The sequence below is a fragment of the Roseococcus sp. SYP-B2431 genome (assembly GCF_004336745.1).
GTDB lineage: Bacteria > Pseudomonadota > Alphaproteobacteria > Acetobacterales > Acetobacteraceae > Roseococcus.
In genome coordinates this window covers 212051-229219 of record NZ_SJXD01000022.1, presented here as the reverse complement: position 1 = coordinate 229219, position 17169 = coordinate 212051, and the positions used below count along the sequence as shown (strand labels likewise).

16 protein-coding genes are annotated in these 17169 nt (G+C 72.8%); 6 read left to right on the top strand and 10 right to left on the bottom strand.

Annotation, left to right across the window (positions count from 1 at the left end; all coding sequences use genetic code 11):
* Window positions 1-12 precede the first annotated feature (12 nt).
* Window positions 13-1068 (bottom strand): tRNA (adenosine(37)-N6)-threonylcarbamoyltransferase complex transferase subunit TsaD, encoded by a 1056-nt coding sequence (tsaD, locus tag EJV46_RS09085; RefSeq protein ID WP_131548302.1) that lies wholly within the window; start codon window positions 1066-1068, stop codon window positions 13-15.
* On the opposite strand from tsaD, the gene hemC reads away from it, so the two are divergent.
* From hemC to EJV46_RS09065, 4 genes are read left to right on the top strand one after another with little or no spacing between them, the layout of a single operon-like run.
* Window positions 1067-2104, top strand: a complete 1038-nt coding sequence (gene hemC / locus EJV46_RS09080; protein WP_206020752.1) for a hydroxymethylbilane synthase — start codon at window positions 1067-1069, stop codon at window positions 2102-2104. The two genes, tsaD and hemC, sit on opposite strands and share 2 nt — an antisense overlap.
* Window positions 2097-2789, top strand: coding sequence for a uroporphyrinogen-III synthase (locus EJV46_RS09075; RefSeq protein ID WP_165585435.1), 693 nt, complete (start codon window positions 2097-2099; stop codon window positions 2787-2789). Before hemC ends, EJV46_RS09075 begins: the two co-directional genes overlap by 8 nt.
* Complete coding sequence (locus tag EJV46_RS09070) at window positions 2786-4009, top strand: hypothetical protein (protein WP_131548299.1); 1224 nt, start codon at window positions 2786-2788, stop codon at window positions 4007-4009. Before EJV46_RS09075 ends, EJV46_RS09070 begins: the two co-directional genes overlap by 4 nt.
* 5 nt (window positions 4010-4014) lie before the next feature.
* Entirely contained in the window at window positions 4015-5265 is a 1251-nt protein-coding gene (locus tag EJV46_RS09065) for a heme biosynthesis HemY N-terminal domain-containing protein (RefSeq protein ID WP_131548298.1), read from the top strand.
* 80 nt (window positions 5266-5345) lie between these two features.
* On the opposite strand, the gene EJV46_RS09060 is transcribed toward EJV46_RS09065, so the two are convergent.
* From EJV46_RS09060 to radA, 7 genes are all read right to left on the bottom strand, one after another.
* Window positions 5346-6320: an NAD(P)H-dependent glycerol-3-phosphate dehydrogenase gene (locus EJV46_RS09060; RefSeq protein WP_131548297.1), complete on the bottom strand. Its 975-nt coding sequence runs from the start codon at window positions 6318-6320 to the stop codon at window positions 5346-5348.
* Window positions 6313-7131, bottom strand: a complete 819-nt coding sequence (locus EJV46_RS09055; RefSeq protein WP_131548296.1) for a 23S rRNA (adenine(2030)-N(6))-methyltransferase RlmJ — start codon at window positions 7129-7131, stop codon at window positions 6313-6315. Before EJV46_RS09055 ends, EJV46_RS09060 begins: the two co-directional genes overlap by 8 nt.
* Window positions 7132-7566: 435 nt before the next feature.
* Window positions 7567-8274 (bottom strand): SDR family NAD(P)-dependent oxidoreductase, encoded by a 708-nt coding sequence (locus tag EJV46_RS09050; RefSeq protein ID WP_131548295.1) that lies wholly within the window; start codon window positions 8272-8274, stop codon window positions 7567-7569.
* A complete protein-coding gene (purF, locus tag EJV46_RS09045; protein ID WP_131548294.1) occupies window positions 8271-9722 on the bottom strand; it encodes an amidophosphoribosyltransferase in 1452 nt (483 codons plus the stop codon). The genes EJV46_RS09050 and purF overlap by 4 nt, the downstream gene beginning before the upstream one ends.
* A gap of 11 nt (window positions 9723-9733) precedes the next feature.
* Complete coding sequence (locus tag EJV46_RS09040; RefSeq protein WP_131548293.1) at window positions 9734-10294, bottom strand: CvpA family protein; 561 nt, start codon at window positions 10292-10294, stop codon at window positions 9734-9736.
* A 63-nt stretch (window positions 10295-10357) separates the two neighbouring features.
* Complete coding sequence (locus EJV46_RS09035) at window positions 10358-10882, bottom strand: methylated-DNA--[protein]-cysteine S-methyltransferase (protein ID WP_131548292.1); 525 nt, start codon at window positions 10880-10882, stop codon at window positions 10358-10360.
* Complete coding sequence (gene radA / locus EJV46_RS09030; RefSeq protein ID WP_131548290.1) at window positions 10879-12285, bottom strand: DNA repair protein RadA; 1407 nt, start codon at window positions 12283-12285, stop codon at window positions 10879-10881. The genes EJV46_RS09035 and radA overlap by 4 nt, the downstream gene beginning before the upstream one ends.
* A gap of 355 nt (window positions 12286-12640) precedes the next feature.
* On the opposite strand from radA, the gene EJV46_RS09025 reads away from it, so the two are divergent.
* Window positions 12641-13120, top strand: a complete 480-nt coding sequence (locus tag EJV46_RS09025) for a MarR family winged helix-turn-helix transcriptional regulator (RefSeq protein ID WP_165585434.1) — start codon at window positions 12641-12643, stop codon at window positions 13118-13120.
* Between the two features lie 40 nt (window positions 13121-13160).
* Here EJV46_RS09025 and ccmB read toward each other — a convergent pair whose 3' ends face one another.
* Together ccmB and ccmA are read right to left on the bottom strand one after the other, a co-directional pair.
* The gene (gene ccmB, locus EJV46_RS09020) at window positions 13161-13811 is read right to left on the bottom strand and encodes a heme exporter protein CcmB (RefSeq protein WP_131548288.1); all 651 of its coding nucleotides are present in this window, start codon (window positions 13809-13811) and stop codon (window positions 13161-13163) included.
* Window positions 13808-14410: a heme ABC exporter ATP-binding protein CcmA gene (gene ccmA / locus EJV46_RS09015; RefSeq protein WP_240782479.1), complete on the bottom strand. Its 603-nt coding sequence runs from the start codon at window positions 14408-14410 to the stop codon at window positions 13808-13810. The genes ccmB and ccmA overlap by 4 nt, the downstream gene beginning before the upstream one ends.
* 59 nt (window positions 14411-14469) lie before the next feature.
* Here ccmA and acnA point away from each other — a divergent pair, with 59 nt between their 5' ends.
* Complete coding sequence (gene acnA / locus EJV46_RS09010; protein ID WP_131548287.1) at window positions 14470-17166, top strand: aconitate hydratase AcnA; 2697 nt, start codon at window positions 14470-14472, stop codon at window positions 17164-17166.
* Window positions 17167-17169 lie beyond the last annotated feature (3 nt).

The following is a 17169-nucleotide window of genomic DNA, read 5'->3' as shown; positions in this document are numbered from 1 at the left end:
CCCCTGAAGCCGTCAATGCGAGGAGAGGGGCGTTACCGGAACTTCATGGGGCGGGCGCAATTCGTCCAGCGGCCAGCGTGGGCGCGGCGCCAGGGAGACGGGGTCGGCCTGGCCGGCGCGCAGGCGCTCCAGCCCGGCCCAGGCCACCATGATGGCATTGTCCGTGCAAAGGCGCAGCGGCGGGGCCAGCAGGGGCAGCGAAGTCGCCGTGGCGAGGGCGGCGCGGACGGCCTGGTTCGCGGCGACGCCGCCGGCGACGACCAGGGCCGTCGCCTCGGGCAGCATCGCGAGCGCGTGGCGGGCGCGGTCGGCCAGGACGGCGGCGACGCTGGCCTGGAACGAGGCGGCGATGTCCTCGGGGCGGAACTCGCCCTTGGCCACGGCGTGGGAGACGGCGGTCTTGAGTCCGCTGAAGGAGAAGTCGCAGCCCGGGCGGCCCAGCATCGGCCGGGGCAGCTTTACCGCCGAGGCCTCGCCGGAGGCGGCCAGCCGCTCCAGATGCGCCCCGCCGGGCCAGGGCAGGCCGAGCAGCTTGGCCGCCTTGTCGAAGGCCTCGCCCACCGCGTCGTCCAGCGTGGTGCCGAGGCGGCGGTAGCGGCCGAGCCCTTCCACCGCGACGCATTGGCAGTGGCCGCCCGAGACCAGCAGCAGCAGGTAGGGATAGGCCGGGACCTCGGGGAAGAGGCCCGGCAGGCGCGCCGTCAGCGCATGCGCCTCCAGGTGGTTCACGCCGATGAAGGGCAGCCCGGCGCCCAGCGCCAGGCCCTTGCCGAAGCTGGCGCCCACGACGAGACCGCCGATCAGGCCGGGGCCGGCCGTGGCGGCGATCCCGCCCAGATCGCCCACCCGCAGCCCCGCCTGGTCCATCACCCCCCGCACCAGCCCGCCCAGCCGCTGTAGATGCGCCCGCGCGGCGATCTCCGGCACCACGCCGCCGAAGCGGGCATGCTCGGCCGACTGGGTGAACACCGCCTCGGCCAGGATGCGTCCCTCGCCGTCGAGCACGGCGGCGGCCGTCTCGTCGCAGCTGGATTCGATTCCGAGGATGGGGCCGAGCACCGGGTTCATGCGGGTTCCGTTCGTCACCGCCGCCCTATATGACGCGGCGATGTCTTCCGCCATGCCGGGCCCGGCTGCCGCGCCCCATTCCAAGATGCGCTCCCTGCCGTTGCGCGTCGGCACCCGCGCCTCGCCGCTGGCCCTCTGGCAGACGCGGCACTTCCTGGAGATCATCATCGGCTTCTGCCCGGTGCTGCGCGGCGTGAACGCCTTCGAGGAGCGCCCGATCCGCACCACCGGCGACGCGATCCAGAACCGCCGCCTCTCGGACATCGGCGGCAAGGGGCTCTTCGCCAAGGAGATCCACGAGGCGCTGGTCGACGGCCGGGTGGATTTCGCGGTGCACAGCCTCAAGGATCTGGAGACGGAGATGCCGCCCGGCATCGTCCTCGCCTGCACGCTGAGGCGGGAGGATGCGCGCGACGCCCTCATTCTCGGCCCGGGATGCGGCGCGCCGGATGCGGGCGACCCCTATGCCTGCCTGCCGGCGGGCGCGGTCATCGGCTCCTCCTCGCTGCGGCGGCAGTCCCAGCTGCTGGCGGCCCGGCCGGACCTTCAGGTCGTCACGCTCCGCGGCAATGTGCAGACGCGGCTGGCCGCCATCCATGCCGGCGAGGTCACCGCCAGCCTCCTGGCGCTGGCCGGCCTGAAGCGGCTGGGCCTGCAGCACGAGGCGGCGCTGGCGCTGGACCCCGAGGCGATGGTCCCCGCCGCCGGCCAGGGCATCGTCGCCATCACCTGCCGCGAGGGCGACACCGAGCTGCTGGAGCTCCTCTCCGGCATCGAGGACCGCGAGGCCTCGGCCGTTTCAAAGGCGGAGCGCGCGCTGCTGGCCGCGCTCGACGGCTCCTGCCGCACGCCGATCGGCGGCCATGCGCGGCTGCTGCCGGACGGGACCCTGCACCTGACCGGGCTGGTGGCGCGGGCGGATGGCAGCTTCCTGCTGAAGCGGACCGTCCATGGGGCGGTCGCGGATGCACGGCGCCTCGGCACCGCGCTCGGCGAGGAGCTGCGTCTGGACAGCCCGGCGGATATCTTTGCCTAGCGGCGTCCTGATCACCCGGCCGGAGCCGGGCGCGGCGGAGACGGCCGCGCGGGTCAGGGCGCTGGGATGGCGCCCGGTGCTGGCGCCCGCGCTGGTGCTCGCGCCCCGGCCCTTCCGGCCCACCCGCGCCCAGGCCCTGCTGCTCACCAGCCGCGCCGCCGCCCGCGCGCTCACGCCCTGGGACATCCCGGTCGTCGCGGTGGGCGAGGCGACGGCCGAGGCCGCCCGCGCCCGGGGATTTTCCGAGGTCCGCGCCGCCGACGGCGATGCCGCGGCAATGACCGCCTTCTGCGCCGCCCACCTCGATCCCGCGGCCGGCCCGCTGCTGCTGGCGGTGGGTGAGGGGTACTCGGTGGAGCTTGCCGCCGCCCTGCGCGCGCGCGGCTTCCGGGTCACCCGCCGCCTGGCCTATGCCGCTGCGGAATCAGCGGATTTCCCCGCCGAGGCCGCCGCCGCGCTTCGCAACCGCGAAGTATCGCACGCGTTGTTCTTCTCGCCGCGGAGCGCGGGGTGTAGCGTCCGCGCCCTGACGGCCTCCGGCCTGTCGGAGGCCCTGCGCGGGATCGAGGCCATCGCCATCGCCCCACGCGTCGCCGCCGTCCTGGACGGGCTGCCCTGGTGCTCCGTCCGGACCGCCCGGCGCCCGGACCAGGACCACATCTTGGAGTTGCTTGGCTCGCCATGACATCCGCCTCCCCGCGCAAGCTCCCCATCGATCCGGCCTGGATCGCACTCGCCGTCGCGGCGGTGGTGCTCATCGCCACCTCGGCCTGGCTGATGCGCGGTCGTCCGGCGCCGGAGCGCCGCGTCGAGGCCGAGCCCGCGGTGGCGGCGCAGCCCGCGGCGCCGGCGCAGCCCGCGGCGCCGGCGCCGAACCCGCTGGACGCCCGGCTCGCTGACCTCGCCGCCCGGCTCGCTGCCAGCGAGGCAGCGCTGACGGAGCTTCGCGCCCGTCCCGCCGGCGATCCCGCCGCCATCGGGGCGCTGACGGAACGGCTGAAGACGCTGGAGGACGGGCTGGCGCCGCGCATCGGCGAGGCGACCGCCGGGCTCGCCCGGCGGCTCGACGCCCTGGAGCAGGGCGCGACTCAGCGCAGCGCCGCCGATCAGGCGACTGCGCGCCGGCTGGAGACGATCGAGCGGGCTGCCGCGGAGCGGGCCAATGCGGAACAGGGCCTTGGCCGTCGCCTTGACACGCTGGAGCGCGCGGCGGCCGAGCGTGCGGCGGGCGAGCAGGCGCTCGGCCGGCGCGTCGAGGCCATGGACCAGGCGGCCTCGCAGCGCGCGGCGCAGGCGGAACAGGCGCGTGTGGCGGCTGAGCAGGCCGCGGCCCAGCGTGCCGCCCAGGCCGAGCAGGCGCTGACCCAGCGTCTCGCCGCCATGGAGCAGAGCACCGCCGAGCGCGTCGCGCCGCTGCAGGATGCGCTACGCCGCCTCGGCGCCGCCGAGGCGCGGACTGAGCGCCTGAGCACACTCGCTTCCCTGCGGAGCGCGCTCGATGCCGGCCAGCCCCTCGGCGCCGCCCTGCCGCGCCTCGGCGGCGCGCCGCCCGAGGCCCTGGCCCGCTATGCCACGGCCAGCCCCCCCACGGAGGCGGCGCTGCGGCTGAGCTTCGAGGAGGCCGTCCGTCAGGCGCGCACCGCCACCGCGGCGCAGGAGAGCCTGGCCACGCGGCTGAACTCGCTGCTGACCGTCCGCCGCGGCGACGAGGTCGTCTGGGGGGATACCTCCGAGGTCCAGATCGAGCGCGCCCGCCGCGCGCTGGAGGCCGGCGACATCGAGGGCGCGGTGGCCGCGCTGGCCCGCCTGCCGGAGGCCAACCGCGCCGCCCTGCGCGGCTGGATCGCCGATGCCGAGGCGCTGGTCGCGGCGCGCGCCGCCCTCCGCAGCCTCGCCGGCGGCTGAACGCCATGCGCAGCGTCATCAAGTTCCTCCTGGTCTTCGCGCTCGTCTTCGCGGTCGTCCTCTGGCTGTCCGGGCTCGGCGGGCAGGTGGAGATCCGGCATGGCGAGTGGTGGATCGGCGTCTCGCTCCCGGCCGCGATCGTGTTGGCGGTCGCCGTCTTCCTGGTGCTGCACCTGCTGCTGCGGATCTTCGGCTGGCTGCGCGGCTGGCCGGAGCGGCGGCGCGTCCGCAAGCGCCTGAACGACCGCGCGCTCGCCGAGATCGCTCTGACCCGCGCGCTCGTCGCGCTGGCCGCCGGAAGGCCGGAGGCCGCGCGCCTGGAAGTCGCGCGGGCCAGGAACCTCGCCGGCGCCACGCCGCAGCTCCTGCTTCTGGAGGCGGAGGCGGCGCGCTCGCTCGGCGACGAGGAGGGGGCGACCAAGGCCTTCGAGGAACTCGCCGGCCGCCCCGATTCCCGCTTCCTCGGCCTGCGCGGATTGCTGCGTCAGGCCGAAGCCCGTGAGGACTGGGACACGGCGCGCCAGATCGCCGCCGATGCCCAGGCCGTGGAGCCCAAGGCCGAATGGCTGCGCGCCGAGCGTTCCGAGGTCGCCCTGCGGCGGAAGGATTGGGGCGAGGCGCTGGCCCTCTCCAATCCCGAGGCGCCGCGCGCCGGCCTGACCCTCGCCGCGGCCGAGCAGGAGCCCGATCCGGTGAAGGCGCGCGAGCTGGAGCGGCAGGCCTTCATGGCCGAGCCGCGCTTCTCGCCCGCCGTGCTGGCGCATGCGAAGCGGCTGGCCGAGGCCGGCAGCCCGCGCCGGGGACGCTCGGTGCTGCAGCAGGGCTGGGATGCGGCGCCGCATCCGGATATCGCGGCCGCCTTCCTCTCGGGCGAGGAGGATCGCATCCGCCGCGTGAAGCTCGCCGAGGAGCTGACCCACCGGACCCAGGACCATCCGGAGAGCCGCCTCCTGCGCGCGCGGGCGGCGCTGGACGCGGGGCTCACCGGCCGCGCGCGGCAGGAGCTGGCGGCGCTGCGCGACGGCGGCCATGCCGACCGCCGCTGCTACGACCTGCTGGTCGAACTGGAGCGCGCCGAGCACAGCCCCGACGCGGCGCGCGAGAAGGAGGCCGCCTGGCTGCGCGAGGCGGCCGAGGCGCCCCTGGAGCCGGTCTGGCGCTGCGGCCATTGCGGCACCGAGCACCGGACGTGGAAGCCCCTCTGTGAGGCCTGTAACACGGCGGGCGCGATCAGCTGGAGCGGGGTGGGCAGGTAGAGGCGTGATGATCGAGGGCGTCGTCGAACTGGTCACGCGCCGCAAGAGATCCCTGGCGGGTGAGCGTGACGCGCGGCGCGCTACTCCTGCCGCACCGGCCGCTCCAGCAGCGCCCTGATGGCACCCTGCACATCCAGGCGCCCCTCCAGCACCTCGACCACCGCCGCGCAGACCGGCAACTCCACGCCGGCCTCAGCCGCGCGGGCCAGCAGGGCGGGGGCCGTGGTCACGCCCTCGGTCACGGCGGCGCGGCCGGCCAGGATCTCGGCGAGGCCCTTGCCCTGGCCCAACGCCATGCCGAGCGAGGTGTTCCGGCTCGAGGGGCCCGTCGCCGTCAGCAGGAGATCCCCGAGGCCTGACAGCCCAGACGCCGTCTCCGCCCGGCCGCCCATGCCCACCACCAGCCGCGACAGCTCCGCCAGCCCGCGCGTGACCAGCGCCGCCCGTGCGTTCTCGCCCAGCCCCGCTCCCGTCGCGATGCCGGAGGCGATGGCCAGCACGTTTTTCGCGGCGCCGCCGAGCTGCACGCCCAGCGCGTCCTCGCTCGCATAGAGCCTGAGCCCGCCGCCCGAGAGCAGCGATTGCGCCTGCTCGCACAGACCCATCTCGGCCGCCGCGACGACGCTCGCCGCCGGCAGCCCGGCCGCGACCTCATGCGCGAAATTCGGGCCGGAGAGCACGCCGGCCGCGAGGTCCGGCCGGGCCTCGGCCAGCACCTCCAGCGGCAGGCGCAGGCTGCCCGTCTCCAGCCCCTTGCAAGCCAGCAGCAGTGGCGGCAGCCCGGCCGGCAGGGTGGCGAGGGTCGCGCGCAAGGGCTGCATGGGCACCGCCAGGATGCCGAGCTTCGCGCCCAGGACCTCGCGAGCGTCGCCCGTCACCCGCAGCGCCTCCGGCAGCCTGACGCCGGACAGGCGGGCGTTCTCGCGCGTGGCCTCCATGGCCTCGGCGCGCAGCGGGTCGCGTGCCCAGAGCACCACCCGATGCCCGAGCCGCGTGGCGTGGATCGCCAGCGCTGTGCCCCAGGCGCCGGCGCCGATCACCGCGATCTCACTCATCGGCGATCCGCGTCAGCGTCCATCCGCCGCCCGCCTCCCCGGTTGCCAACAGGTCCGCTAGCTCCGACAGAATGGCGCGGACGGCCTCCTCGAACCCATAGGGCGCGTTGACCACGGCGAGGCCGCAGCCGTTCAGCCGGGCGGCATCGATCGGCTCGCGCAGGTGCAGCTCGGCGGCCAGGATGTCCTTCACGCCGGATTCCGTAAGCGCCGTGTGGAAGGCGCGCACCGGCGCGCGGCCCTTGATCGGGTACCAGGCCGCCTGCACCAGCCCGCGCGCCCGGCGCCCGACCTCGGCGATGCCGGCGGTCAGCCGCTCGTATTCGCCGGGCTGCTCGAAGGGCGGGTCCATGAGGACGAGGCCGCGCTTCTCCGGAAAGGGCGTCAGGGCGCGCAGCGATTCGAAGGCATCCCGCCGGTGCACGGCGACACGGTGGTCGCGGCGGAAGAGGGCGCGCAGCGTGGCGTGGTCCTCCTCGTGCAGCTCGACGAGAGCAAGGCGGTCCTGCTCACGCAGCAGCGCGGCGGCGATCGCCGGCGAGCCGGGATAGGAGCCGCTTTCGCTCGCCAGCGCGACATAATCCGCGAGCGGGCCATCGGTGACGCCTTGCAGCCGGCCGATGCCCTCGCGCCACTCGCCCGTGCGCTGCGCCTCCTCGCCGCCGAGATCGTAGCGGCCGATGCCGGCATGGGTGTCGAGCACGCGGAAGGCCGCCGGCTTGCGCGCCAGGGCACGCAGCAGCCAGACCAGCAGCGCGTGCTTCATGCAGTCGGCGAAATTGCCGGCGTGGTAGGCGTGGCGGTAGTTCATGTTTACGCCCTCAAACGGCGGGCGCGCGCTTCGCGCGCTTGCCTTCGCGCCGCCGCGGTCGTGCCGGCGGGGCGGCTCGCCTGGGCGCGCCGCGCGCCGTGCGCGCGGTCGGGAAACGCGGCAATCCTACGGCTGCATTCGGAAGCCCTCAAACGGCGGGCGCGCGCTCCGCGCGCTTGCCTTCGCGCCGCCGCGGTCGTGCCGGCGGGGCGGCTCGCCTGGGCGCGCCGCGCGCCGTGCGCGCGGTCGGGAAACGCGGCAATCCTGCGACTGCATTCGGAAGCCCTCGAACGGCGGGCGCGCGCTCCGCGCGCTTGCCTTCGCGCCGCGGCGGTCGTGCCGGCGGGGCGGCTCGCCTGGGCGCGCCGCGCGCCGTGCGCGCGGTCGGCTGGAAACGCGGGCCGCATTCTGCCGCTCGCCGCGCCGGCCGTGGGCTCAGAGCCGGATGGTGGCGCCACGCTCCGGGCTCCCGGCCACGAGCGCCGCGATGGCCGCGCCCGCTTCCGCCGGCTGGCGGAGCTTCGCCTGGTCCTCGCCCGGGAAGGCCGCGCGGCGCAGGTGGCTGGCGACCGGCCCGGGATCGGCCAGGGCGACGCGCACCGGCGTCTGCTCCAGTTCCGCCGCCCAGCACCGCACGAGATGCGCCTGCGCCGCCTTGGCTGCCGAGTAGAGGCCGAAATAGGCGGTCGGCCGGTCGGCATAGCTGTCCGTCAGCACCACCGCGCGGCCCGCCGGCGCCGCGCGCAGCGCGGGATCGCAGGTGCGGATCAGCCGCCAGGTGGCGCTGACATTGACCGCGAGGCTCTCCTCCCAGTCGCGGGGCATGATGTGCGCGGCGGGCGTCAGTTTCGACAGCACCCCGGCCGCATGGACCAGCACGTCCAGACGCCCGAAGCGCTCGACGATCGAAGGGCCCAGCATGTCGAGCTGCTCGGCCTCGCGCATCATGTCCAGCGGCAGCAGGGTCGCGCTGCCGCCGGAGGCGCGGATCAGGTCGTCCGTCTCCTCGAGGCCGCCCTGGCTGCGCGCCGTCAGCACGAGATGCGCGCCCATCCCGGCCAGCGCCAGCGCCGTGTCCCGGCCGATCCCCCGGCTCGCGCCCGTGACCAGCGCGACCTGATCCTTCAGCTCTTCGGAAATCACGCGCTGGCCTTCAGCAGGCTCTCGCGGCGCTCGGCATTGTCGGTCCAGTCCGTGAGCGGGATGGCGTAGTCGCCGGTGAAGCAGGCGTCGCAAAAAGCCGGGTTGCGGCTATCGCGGCCGGTTTTGCCGAGCGCGCGGTAGAGGCCGTCGAGCGAGATGAAGGCGAGGCTGTCGGCGCCGATCAGCTTCGCCATCTCCTCGACATCGTGCTTGGCGGCGAGCAGCGCGCTGCGCTCCGGCGTGTCGATGCCGTAGAAGCAACTGTGCGTGGTGGGCGGGGAGGAGATCCTCATATGGACCTCCGCGGCGCCGGCCTGGCGGACCATCTCCACGATCTTCTTCGAGGTGGTGCCGCGCACGATCGAATCGTCGACCAGGATGACGCGCTTGCCCTCCAGCACCGCCCGGTTGGCGCTGTGCTTCAGCTTCACGCCGAGGTGGCGGATCTGGTCGGTCGGCTCGATGAAGGTGCGGCCCACATAATGATTGCGGATGATGCCGAGCTCGAAGGGAATGCCGGATTCCACCGCATAGCCCATCGCCGCCGGCACGCCGCTGTCCGGCACGGGCACGACCACATCCGCGCCGACGGCGCTCTCGCGCGCCAGCTCGGCGCCGATGCGCTTGCGGGTGTCGTAGACCGGCGTGCCCTCCATCACGGAGTCCGGCCGGGCGAAGTAGATGTACTCGAAGATGCAGAAGCGGTTCTGGGTGTTCGAGAAGGGCTTCACCGAGCGGATGCCGCTGTCGTCGATGACGACGATCTCGCCCGGCTCGATGTCGCGCACGAACTCGGCGCTGACGATGTCGAGCGCGCAGGTCTCGCTGGCCAGCACCCAGCCGTCGCTGAGCCGGCCCAGCACCAGCGGCCGCACGCCGAGAGGATCGCGCGCGCCGATGAGGCCGCCATTGTGCAGCGCCACCAGGGAATAGGCGCCCTGCACCTGCTTCAGTGCGTCGATCAGCCGGTCCAGCACCGTGGAGTAGAGGCTGATGGCGATGAGATGGACGAAGACCTCGCTGTCCGTCGAGGACTGGAAGAGGCAGCCGCGGCGCACCAGCGCCCGCTTCAGCACGCCCGCATTGGTGAGGTTGCCGTTGTGGCCCACGGCGAAGCCGCCGAACTCGAAGTCGGCGTAGAGCGGCTGGACGTTGCGCAGCGCCGTCTCGCCCGTGGTGGCGTAGCGGTTGTGGCCGATGGCCGCGCTGCCGGGCAGGCTGGCCATGACCTTCGCATCGCCGAAGATGTCGCCGACGAGGCCGAGGCCCTTATGCGTGTGGAAGCTGCCGGCGTCGTCCAGCGTGACGATGCCCGAGGCTTCCTGGCCGCGATGCTGCAGGGCGTGCAGGCCCAGCGCGGTCAGGGCCGCCGCGTCCTTGTGGCGCCAGACGCCGAAGACGCCGCATTCCTCGTGGAACTTGTCGTCTTCCGAAAGCGGCAGGGGCATGGCGGCGGCCTCTAGGTTCGGTTGCGGGCAGGCGGGCGCATCAGGTCCTCCTGCGTCGGCTCACGTCGCTCGGGGGGCGCGGCGATGCGGGGGCGATACTCCTCCGGCATCAGGCCGACAACCCATCTCGCGACATCGACGACGAGGGGAAGCGCCCGGGCCTCCCGCACCGCCTCGGGCCAGCGCTCGACGGCGGGCACGAAGAGCCCGGCGAGAACATAGGCCAAGGCAGCGATGAAGGCGCCGCGCGCTAGGCCGAATATGGCCCCGAGCGAGCGATCCACACCCCCCAGGGGGCTGCGTTGCACGCGCCCCGCCAATGCGTGGATGACAAGCTTGAGGACGACCAGCACCACCAGGAAGACCATGCCGACCGCCACGCCGTCGGCCAGCCAATCCGGCTCGATGGCGCCGTCGAGGAGCGCGACGAGGGGATCGCGGAAGGTGAAGGCGGCCACGGCCGCGCCGATCCAGGCGGCGACGCCGAGCGTCTCGCGGACGAATCCGCGCATGAAGGAGAGGATGGCCGAGGCCACCATCACGATCAGGAGAATGCCATCGGCCCAGGTCATGCTGCGCCGCGTATAGCGGGGCGGCGTGATTCGCGTGAGTCCCCCGGCGAATCGGGGGCGGCGTCAGGCCGCGCGCGTTTCCCGGAAGGCCGCGCCCTCGTGGCGCAGGAGCCAGCGCTTGCGGTCCAGCCCGCCGCCATAGCCGGTCAGCGCGCCGTCGCTGCCGATGACGCGATGGCAGGGCAGCACGAGGCTGATCGGATTGGCGCCGTTCGCCGCCCCCACCGCGCGGACCGCGCGCGGCGAGCCGAGCTTCGCCGCCAGGGCGCCGTAGCTGAGCGTCTGCCCCGCCGGAATCGTGGTCAGCGCCGCCCAGAGCGCCTGCTGGAAGGGCGTGCCCGTGGCTCGCCAGGAAATCACGGCGAGGCTGCCGAGATCGCCCTCGAAATAGGCCGTCAGCGCCCGCCGCATCGCCTCCGGCGCCGCACCCGCTTCCGGCGCGAAGGGGCGGTGGTTCAGGCGAAGCAGCCGGCTCAGCCGGGCCTCGTGATCCGCCCAGTCCAGGCCTCGCAGACGGCCTTCCCCGTCCGTGACCAGGAGCGCCTCGCCGATCGGCGTCTCCAGCCGGTCCACGAGGAGGCGGGTCATGCCCGCGCCTTTTCCCGTTTCAGCGTGCCCGCCGCGAAGGGCGCCACCAGATCCGCCAGATGGCCGACCTCGGTCAGCCGGAGGCCCTCGATTGGCGCGGGCGCCTTGTTGCCGCGGGCGACGCGGCGCGGCAGGACGGCGGCCGAGAAGCCGAGCTTCTGCGCCTCGCGCAGCCGCTGCTCGGCCTGGGAGACCTGCCGGATCTCGCCCGAAAGCCCCACCTCGCCGAAATAGACCGCGTCCGGGTCGGTCGGCCGGTCCGTGATGGCCGAGACCAGCGCGGCCGCCACCGCCATATCCGCCGCCGGCTCGTTGATCCGCAGGCCGCCGGCGATGTTCAGGTAGACGTCCGCCTGGGCGAAGGTGAGGTTGCAGCGCGCCTCCAGCACCGCCAGCAGCATGGAGAGCCGCCCGCCCTCCCAGCCCACCACCTGGCGGCGCGGGCTGCCGCCGTTGCTGGGCGAGAGCAGCGCCTGCACCTCCACCAGCACGGGCCGCGTGCCCTCCAGCCCGGCGAAGACGGCGCTGCCGGAGATATTGCCGCGGCGCTCGGCCAGGAAGAGGGCGGAGGGGTTGGTGACCTCCATCAGCCCGCCTTCCGTCATCTCGAAGACGCCGATCTCGTCGGTGGCGCCGAAGCGGTTCTTGGTCGCGCGGAGGATGCGGAACTGGTGGCCGCGATCACCCTCGAAGTAGAGCGTGGCGTCGACCATGTGCTCCAGCACGCGAGGGCCGGCGAGGGTGCCCTCCTTGGTCACGTGGCCCACCAGCACCAGCGCGAAGCCGCGCGCCTTGGCGCAGCGGATGAGCTCGAAGGCGCAGGTGCGGACCTGGGCCACGGTGCCCGGCGCCGAATCCAGCGCGTCGAGCCACATGGTCTGGATCGAATCGATGACGACGAGCGTGGCGTCCTTCTCGGCCTCCAGGCTCGCCAGGATGTCCCGCAGGGCGGAGGCGGCCGCCAGCACCATCGGCGCTTCCTGGAGGCCGAGCCGCCGCGCGCGCAGCCGCACCTGGGCCACCGCCTCCTCGCCCGAGATGTAGAGGACGCGCTTGCCGGCGCTCGACATGCGCGCCGCGGCCTGCAGCAGGATGGTGGACTTGCCGATGCCCGGATCGCCGCCCACCAGCACGGCCGAGGCGGGCACGAAGCCGCCGCCCAGCACGCGGTCCAGCTCGGCGATGCCTGTCAGGTGCCGGGGCGGCGGGGCGCTCTCGCCGGCCAGGCCCACGAGTTCGATGCCGCGGCCGAGGGGCGCCTTGCCGGCCGGACCGGGACCGCGCGGCGCCGCCGATTCCTCGACGAGGGTGTTCCATTCGCCGCAGCCGTCGCAGCGCCCCTGCCATTTCGGGTGGTCGGCCCCGCAGGACTGACAGACGAAGCGGGTGCGTTCCTTGGCCATCAGATTGGAACATAACTAGAACATGTCGGTCGCGCAAGCGGGTTCCGCCCGATAGGCACGGCCGATCGGGGAACCCCCTGGGGAACCTCCCGGTCGATCCTGCTGGGCATCGAAAGTCTGAACAACTCATCCGGGACTGGTGCGTTAAGCACCACGAACGACCTGCCGCCGGCCACCCGCGTGACCTGCCGGTAGGGTCGACCCTCTGCCGTCGCGCCGACTCTCCCCCCGGGCGCGGCGACATCCCCGGCGGGGCGACACTCCCCCCCCAGACCAGGTCCCGCCGGGGACCCCTCCATCGCGCGCGCGGCAAAGATCGCTTCAAATCGGGCGAATGGATGTGCATATGCACCATATGGCCCGGAAACCTCTCACCGCCGACAATGCCGCAGATGCCTGCACCGCGATCCGGATGGAGTGTCTCGCCTTCGCGGCGCGGCGCACCGCGAACCTGATCTCGCGCGCCTATGCGGCCCGGCTGGCGCCGTTCGGGCTGGAGCCGTCCCAATTCGGCGTGCTCATCGTGGTCGCCACGGGCGAGGCGGATTCGGCCCGCGAACTCGCCGACAGGCTGGGCATCGAGCGCTCGACGCTGACACGCAACCTGACGCGGCTGCTCGACGCCGGGCTGCTGGTCGGCGTGCCCGGCAAGGGGCGGCGCATCACCTATCGTTTGACGGCCACCGGCCGGGCCAGGCTCGCCGAGGCGCTGCCCGCCTGGCAGGAGGCGCAGAACGCCATGCAGGCCCAGCTGCGCCCTGGTGTGGCCGATGCGGCGCGCTCCTCGCTGGAAGAGCTGCGCGGCGCCGCGCTCGAGCTGATCAATGCGGGTTGAGCCGGGGGGCTGAGCTAGGGCGGGCTGAGCCGGGCAAGGCCTAATCGCCCCGGAGCGCGGCTCCGGCGGCCAGCGGCGCCAGGGGCACGGCGAGCGCCAGCATCGCCGCCTCCAGCAGCAGGTAGGGCCGCGCCTCCAGCCCGGAGGCCGCCGCCTCGATCGCCGCCGCGCCGAAAATCATCACTGGGATGGCCAGCGGGAGCACCAGCAGCGGTAGCAGCACGCCGCCGCGCCGGGCGCCGAGCGTCAGCGCGGCGCCGGCCGCGCCCAAGAGGGACAGGATCGCCGAGCCCAGCGCCAGGGCGGCCATCGCCACCGGCATCGCCTCGACCGGCAGGTTCAGGAGCGCGGCGGCGAGGGGCGTCGCGATCACCAGGGGCACGCCCGTCGTGATCCAGTGCGCGAGCGCCTTCATCCCCGCGATGGCCGCCGGAGCGAGGCCGCTCAGCAGGAGCTGGTCGAGCGAGCCGTCCTCCGCCTCCGCGCCGAAGAGCCGGTCCAGCGGCAGCAGCGCCGCCAGCAGCGCCGAGGCCAGCAGCGCGCCGGGGGCGAGCCGCGCCAGCAACTCGGGCGAGGGGCCGACGCCGAAGGGAAACAGGGCGGCGACCAGCACGAAGAACATCACCGCGGCAAGCGTGTCGGCGGGGTGGCGGATGGCCAGCCGCAGCTCCCGCAGCAGAACTGGGATCAAAGCCGCAGCTCCCGCGCATCCGGCAGCGGCAGCGGCAGGTGGGTGGCGGCGACCACCATGCCGCCGGCCGCGCGATGCCGGGCGAAGAGCGGCGCGAGCTTCTCCAGCGATGCCGCGTCCAGCCCGACCGAGGGCTCGTCCAGCAGCCACAGGGGCGCATGCCCCAGCGCCAGCCGGGCCAGCGCCAGCCGCCGCTTCTGGCCGGAGGAAAGCACCCGCACCGGCAGCTCGGCCAGCGGCGCGAGGTCCAGCGCGGCCAGCGCGCCCATGACGTCGCCGCCATGGAGGCCCGCGTGGAATTGCAGGTTCTCCGCGGCGCTCAGCCCCGGCTTCAGCGCGTCCTGGTGGCCAAGGTAGCGAAGCCGCGCGCCATGCGCCGGCAGGTCCGCGAAGGCATCCACGCCATCCCAGGAAAGTCGTCCCGCTGCCGCCGGCAGCAGACCCGCAAGCAGCCGCAGCAGCGAGGACTTGCCCGCGCCGTTGGCGCCGGTGAGAAGCACCGCATCGCCCGGCTCAATTGCGAATGAGACGCAATCAAAAACAAGGCGTTCCGCCCGCCAGCACGCCAATTCCTGCGCCTCGATCAGCCTCGCCTCCATGGACCGTGAACCGTCGTCATGCTTAAACCCGCACCGACAGATTAGAGGACGTTTTCGAGATGCGCATGATCGGGCAGGACAGTCTCAAGGTCGCACGCCAGCTTTCCGTCGACGGCAAGACCTACCACTACTTCTCCCTGCCCGAGGCGGCGAAGCAGATCGGCGACATCTCCCGCCTGCCCTACTCGCTCAAGGTGCTCCTCGAAAACGTCCTGCGCTTCGAGGACGGCCGCAGCTACACCGTCAACGACGCCAGGGCCATCGCCGATTGGGCGAAGGAAGGCCACAGCGAGAAGGAAGTTCCCTTCAAGCCCTCGCGCATCCTGCTGCAGGACTTCACGGGCGTGCCCGCCGTGGTCGACCTCGCCGCCATGCGCGACGCGCTGCTCAACCTCGGCGGCGATCCGCGCAAGGTGAACCCGCTCGTCCCCGTCGATCTCGTGATCGACCACTCGGTGATGGTGGACGTCTCCGGCACGCCGAGCGCGTTGCAGAAGAACGTCGACATCGAGTTCGAGCGCAACGGCGAGCGCTATGAGTTCCTCCGCTGGGGCCAGGAAGCCTTCAACAACTTCCGCGTCGTCCCGCCGGGCACGGGCATCTGCCACCAGGTGAACCTGGAATATCTCGGCCAGGTCGTCTGGACCGCGACCGACGTGGGCAACACCTACGTCTATCCGGACAGCTGCTACGGCACCGACAGCCACACGACGATGATCAACGGCCTGGGCGTGCTCGGCTGGGGCGTTGGCGGCATCGAGGCCGAGGCCGCGATGCTCGGCCAGCCCATCGCCATGCTCATCCCCGACGTCATCGGCTTCAAGCTCAGCGGCAAGCTGCGCGAGGGCGTGACCGCCACCGACATGGTGCTCACCGTCACGCAGATGCTCCGCAAGAAGGGCGTGGTCGGCAAGTTCGTCGAGTTCTTCGGCCCCGGCTTGGGAGGCATGGCGCTGGCCGACCGCGCGACCATCGCCAACATGGCCCCCGAATACGGCGCCACCTGCGGCTTCTTCCCGGTGGATGAGGTCACGCTCGGCTACCTCACCCTCTCCGGCCGCGACGAGCACCGCATCAACCTCGTGCGCGAATACTGCAAGGCGCAGGGCATGTGGCGCGACGAGAGCTCGCCTGAGCCCGTCTTCAGCGACACGCTCGAGCTTGACCTCTCGACCGTCGAGCCCTCCATGGCCGGCCCGAAGCGCCCGCAGGACCGCGTGGCGCTCGGCTCCGTCGGCACCTCCTTCGGCAAGGACCTCGCCGCCGGCACCATGGGCGTTCCCGGTGACGAGGCGAACAAGCGCGTCGGGGTCGAGGGCGCCGGCTTCGACCTCGGCCATGGCGACGTCGTGATCGCCGCCATCACCTCCTGCACCAACACCTCCAACCCCTATGTGCTCGTGGCCGCCGGCCTCGTGGCCCGCAAGGCGCGCGCCAAGGGCCTGGCGCCGAAGGCCTGGGTGAAGACCTCGCTGGCGCCCGGATCCCAGGTCGTGACGGACTACCTGAACGCTTCCGGCCTCACCGAGGACCTCGACGCGATCGGCTTCCAGACGGTCGGCTACGGCTGCACCACCTGCATCGGCAATTCCGGCCCGCTGCCGGACCCGATGGTCGAGGCGATCGAGCAGAACAAGCTGGTCGTCGCCGGCGTGCTCTCGGGCAACCGCAACTTCGAGGGCCGCGTCCATGCCAATGTCCGCGCCAACTACCTGGCCTCGCCGCCGCTGGTCGTCGCCTATGCGCTGGCCGGCACGGTGAAGATCGACCTGCAGAACGACCCCATCGGCACGGGCAGCGACGGCAAGCCCGTCATGCTGGCCGACATCTGGCCGACGCAGGAGGAGGTCGACCGGACCGTCCAGGCCGTGCTGACGCGCCAGATGTTCATGTCGCGCTACTCGGACGTCTTCAAGGGCCCGCAACAGTGGCAGGCCATCAAGGTCGATGCCGGCAGCGACACCTACCGCTGGAACGGCGGCTCCACCTATGTCCAGAATCCGCCCTATTTCGAGGGCATGACCATGGACGTGAAGCCCCTCGCCTCCATCAAGGGCGCGCGCCTGCTCGGCCTGCTGGGCGACAGCATCACCACCGACCACATCTCGCCCGCGGGCAATATCCGCAAGACGAGCCCGGCCGGCGAATATTTGCTCGAGCACCAGGTCCGTCCGCTGGACTTCAACAGCTATGGCGCCCGCCGCGGCAACCACCAGGTCATGATGCGGGGCACCTTCGCCAATATCCGCATCAAGAACGAGATGGTCCCCGGCATCGAGGGCGGCATCAGCAAGCACTACCCCTCGGGCGACGTGGCGCCGATCTACGACGTCGCGATGCGCTACAAGGAAGAGGGCGTGCCGCTGGTCGTCTTCGGCGGCAAGGAATACGGCACCGGCTCCTCGCGCGACTGGGCAGCCAAGGGCACCTTCCTGCTGGGCGTGAAGGCCGTCATCGCCGAGAGCTTCGAGCGCATCCACCGTTCGAATCTCGTGGGCATGGGCGTGCTGCCGCTGGTCTTCAAGGAAGGCGAGAGCCGCGCCACGCTCTCGCTCCGCGGCGACGAGACGGTGGACATCCTCGGCGTCGAGGAGCTGAGGGCGCGCATGAAGCTGGAGCTCGTCATCACCCGGGCCGACGGCCAGGTGGTGAAGACCGAGGTGCTGTGCCGCGTCGATACGGCCGACGAGGTCGAGTACTACAAGAATGGCGGCATCCTGCATTACGTGCTGCGCGGGATGGCCAAGGCCGCCTGATGT

Coding starts and splice junctions, on each gene's coding strand:
- hemC (WP_206020752.1), top strand. CDS start 1,067: ATGCGGGTTCCGTTCGTCACCGCCGCCCTATATGACGCGGCGATGTCT.
- EJV46_RS09070 (WP_131548299.1), top strand. CDS start 2,786: ATGACATCCGCCTCCCCGCGCAAGCTCCCCATCGATCCGGCCTGGATC.
- EJV46_RS09060 (WP_131548297.1), bottom strand. CDS start 6,320: ATGAGTGAGATCGCGGTGATCGGCGCCGGCGCCTGGGGCACAGCGCTG.
- tsaD (WP_131548302.1), bottom strand. CDS start 1,068: ATGAACCCGGTGCTCGGCCCCATCCTCGGAATCGAATCCAGCTGCGAC.
- EJV46_RS09055 (WP_131548296.1), bottom strand. CDS start 7,131: ATGAACTACCGCCACGCCTACCACGCCGGCAATTTCGCCGACTGCATG.
- EJV46_RS09065 (WP_131548298.1), top strand. CDS start 4,015: ATGCGCAGCGTCATCAAGTTCCTCCTGGTCTTCGCGCTCGTCTTCGCG.
- EJV46_RS09025 (WP_165585434.1), top strand. CDS start 12,641: ATGGCCCGGAAACCTCTCACCGCCGACAATGCCGCAGATGCCTGCACC.
- EJV46_RS09035 (WP_131548292.1), bottom strand. CDS start 10,882: ATGACCCGCCTCCTCGTGGACCGGCTGGAGACGCCGATCGGCGAGGCG.
- radA (WP_131548290.1), bottom strand. CDS start 12,285: ATGGCCAAGGAACGCACCCGCTTCGTCTGTCAGTCCTGCGGGGCCGAC.
- purF (WP_131548294.1), bottom strand. CDS start 9,722: ATGCCCCTGCCGCTTTCGGAAGACGACAAGTTCCACGAGGAATGCGGC.
- ccmA (WP_240782479.1), bottom strand. CDS start 14,410: ATGGAGGCGAGGCTGATCGAGGCGCAGGAATTGGCGTGCTGGCGGGCG.
- EJV46_RS09040 (WP_131548293.1), bottom strand. CDS start 10,294: ATGACCTGGGCCGATGGCATTCTCCTGATCGTGATGGTGGCCTCGGCC.
- acnA (WP_131548287.1), top strand. CDS start 14,470: ATGCGCATGATCGGGCAGGACAGTCTCAAGGTCGCACGCCAGCTTTCC.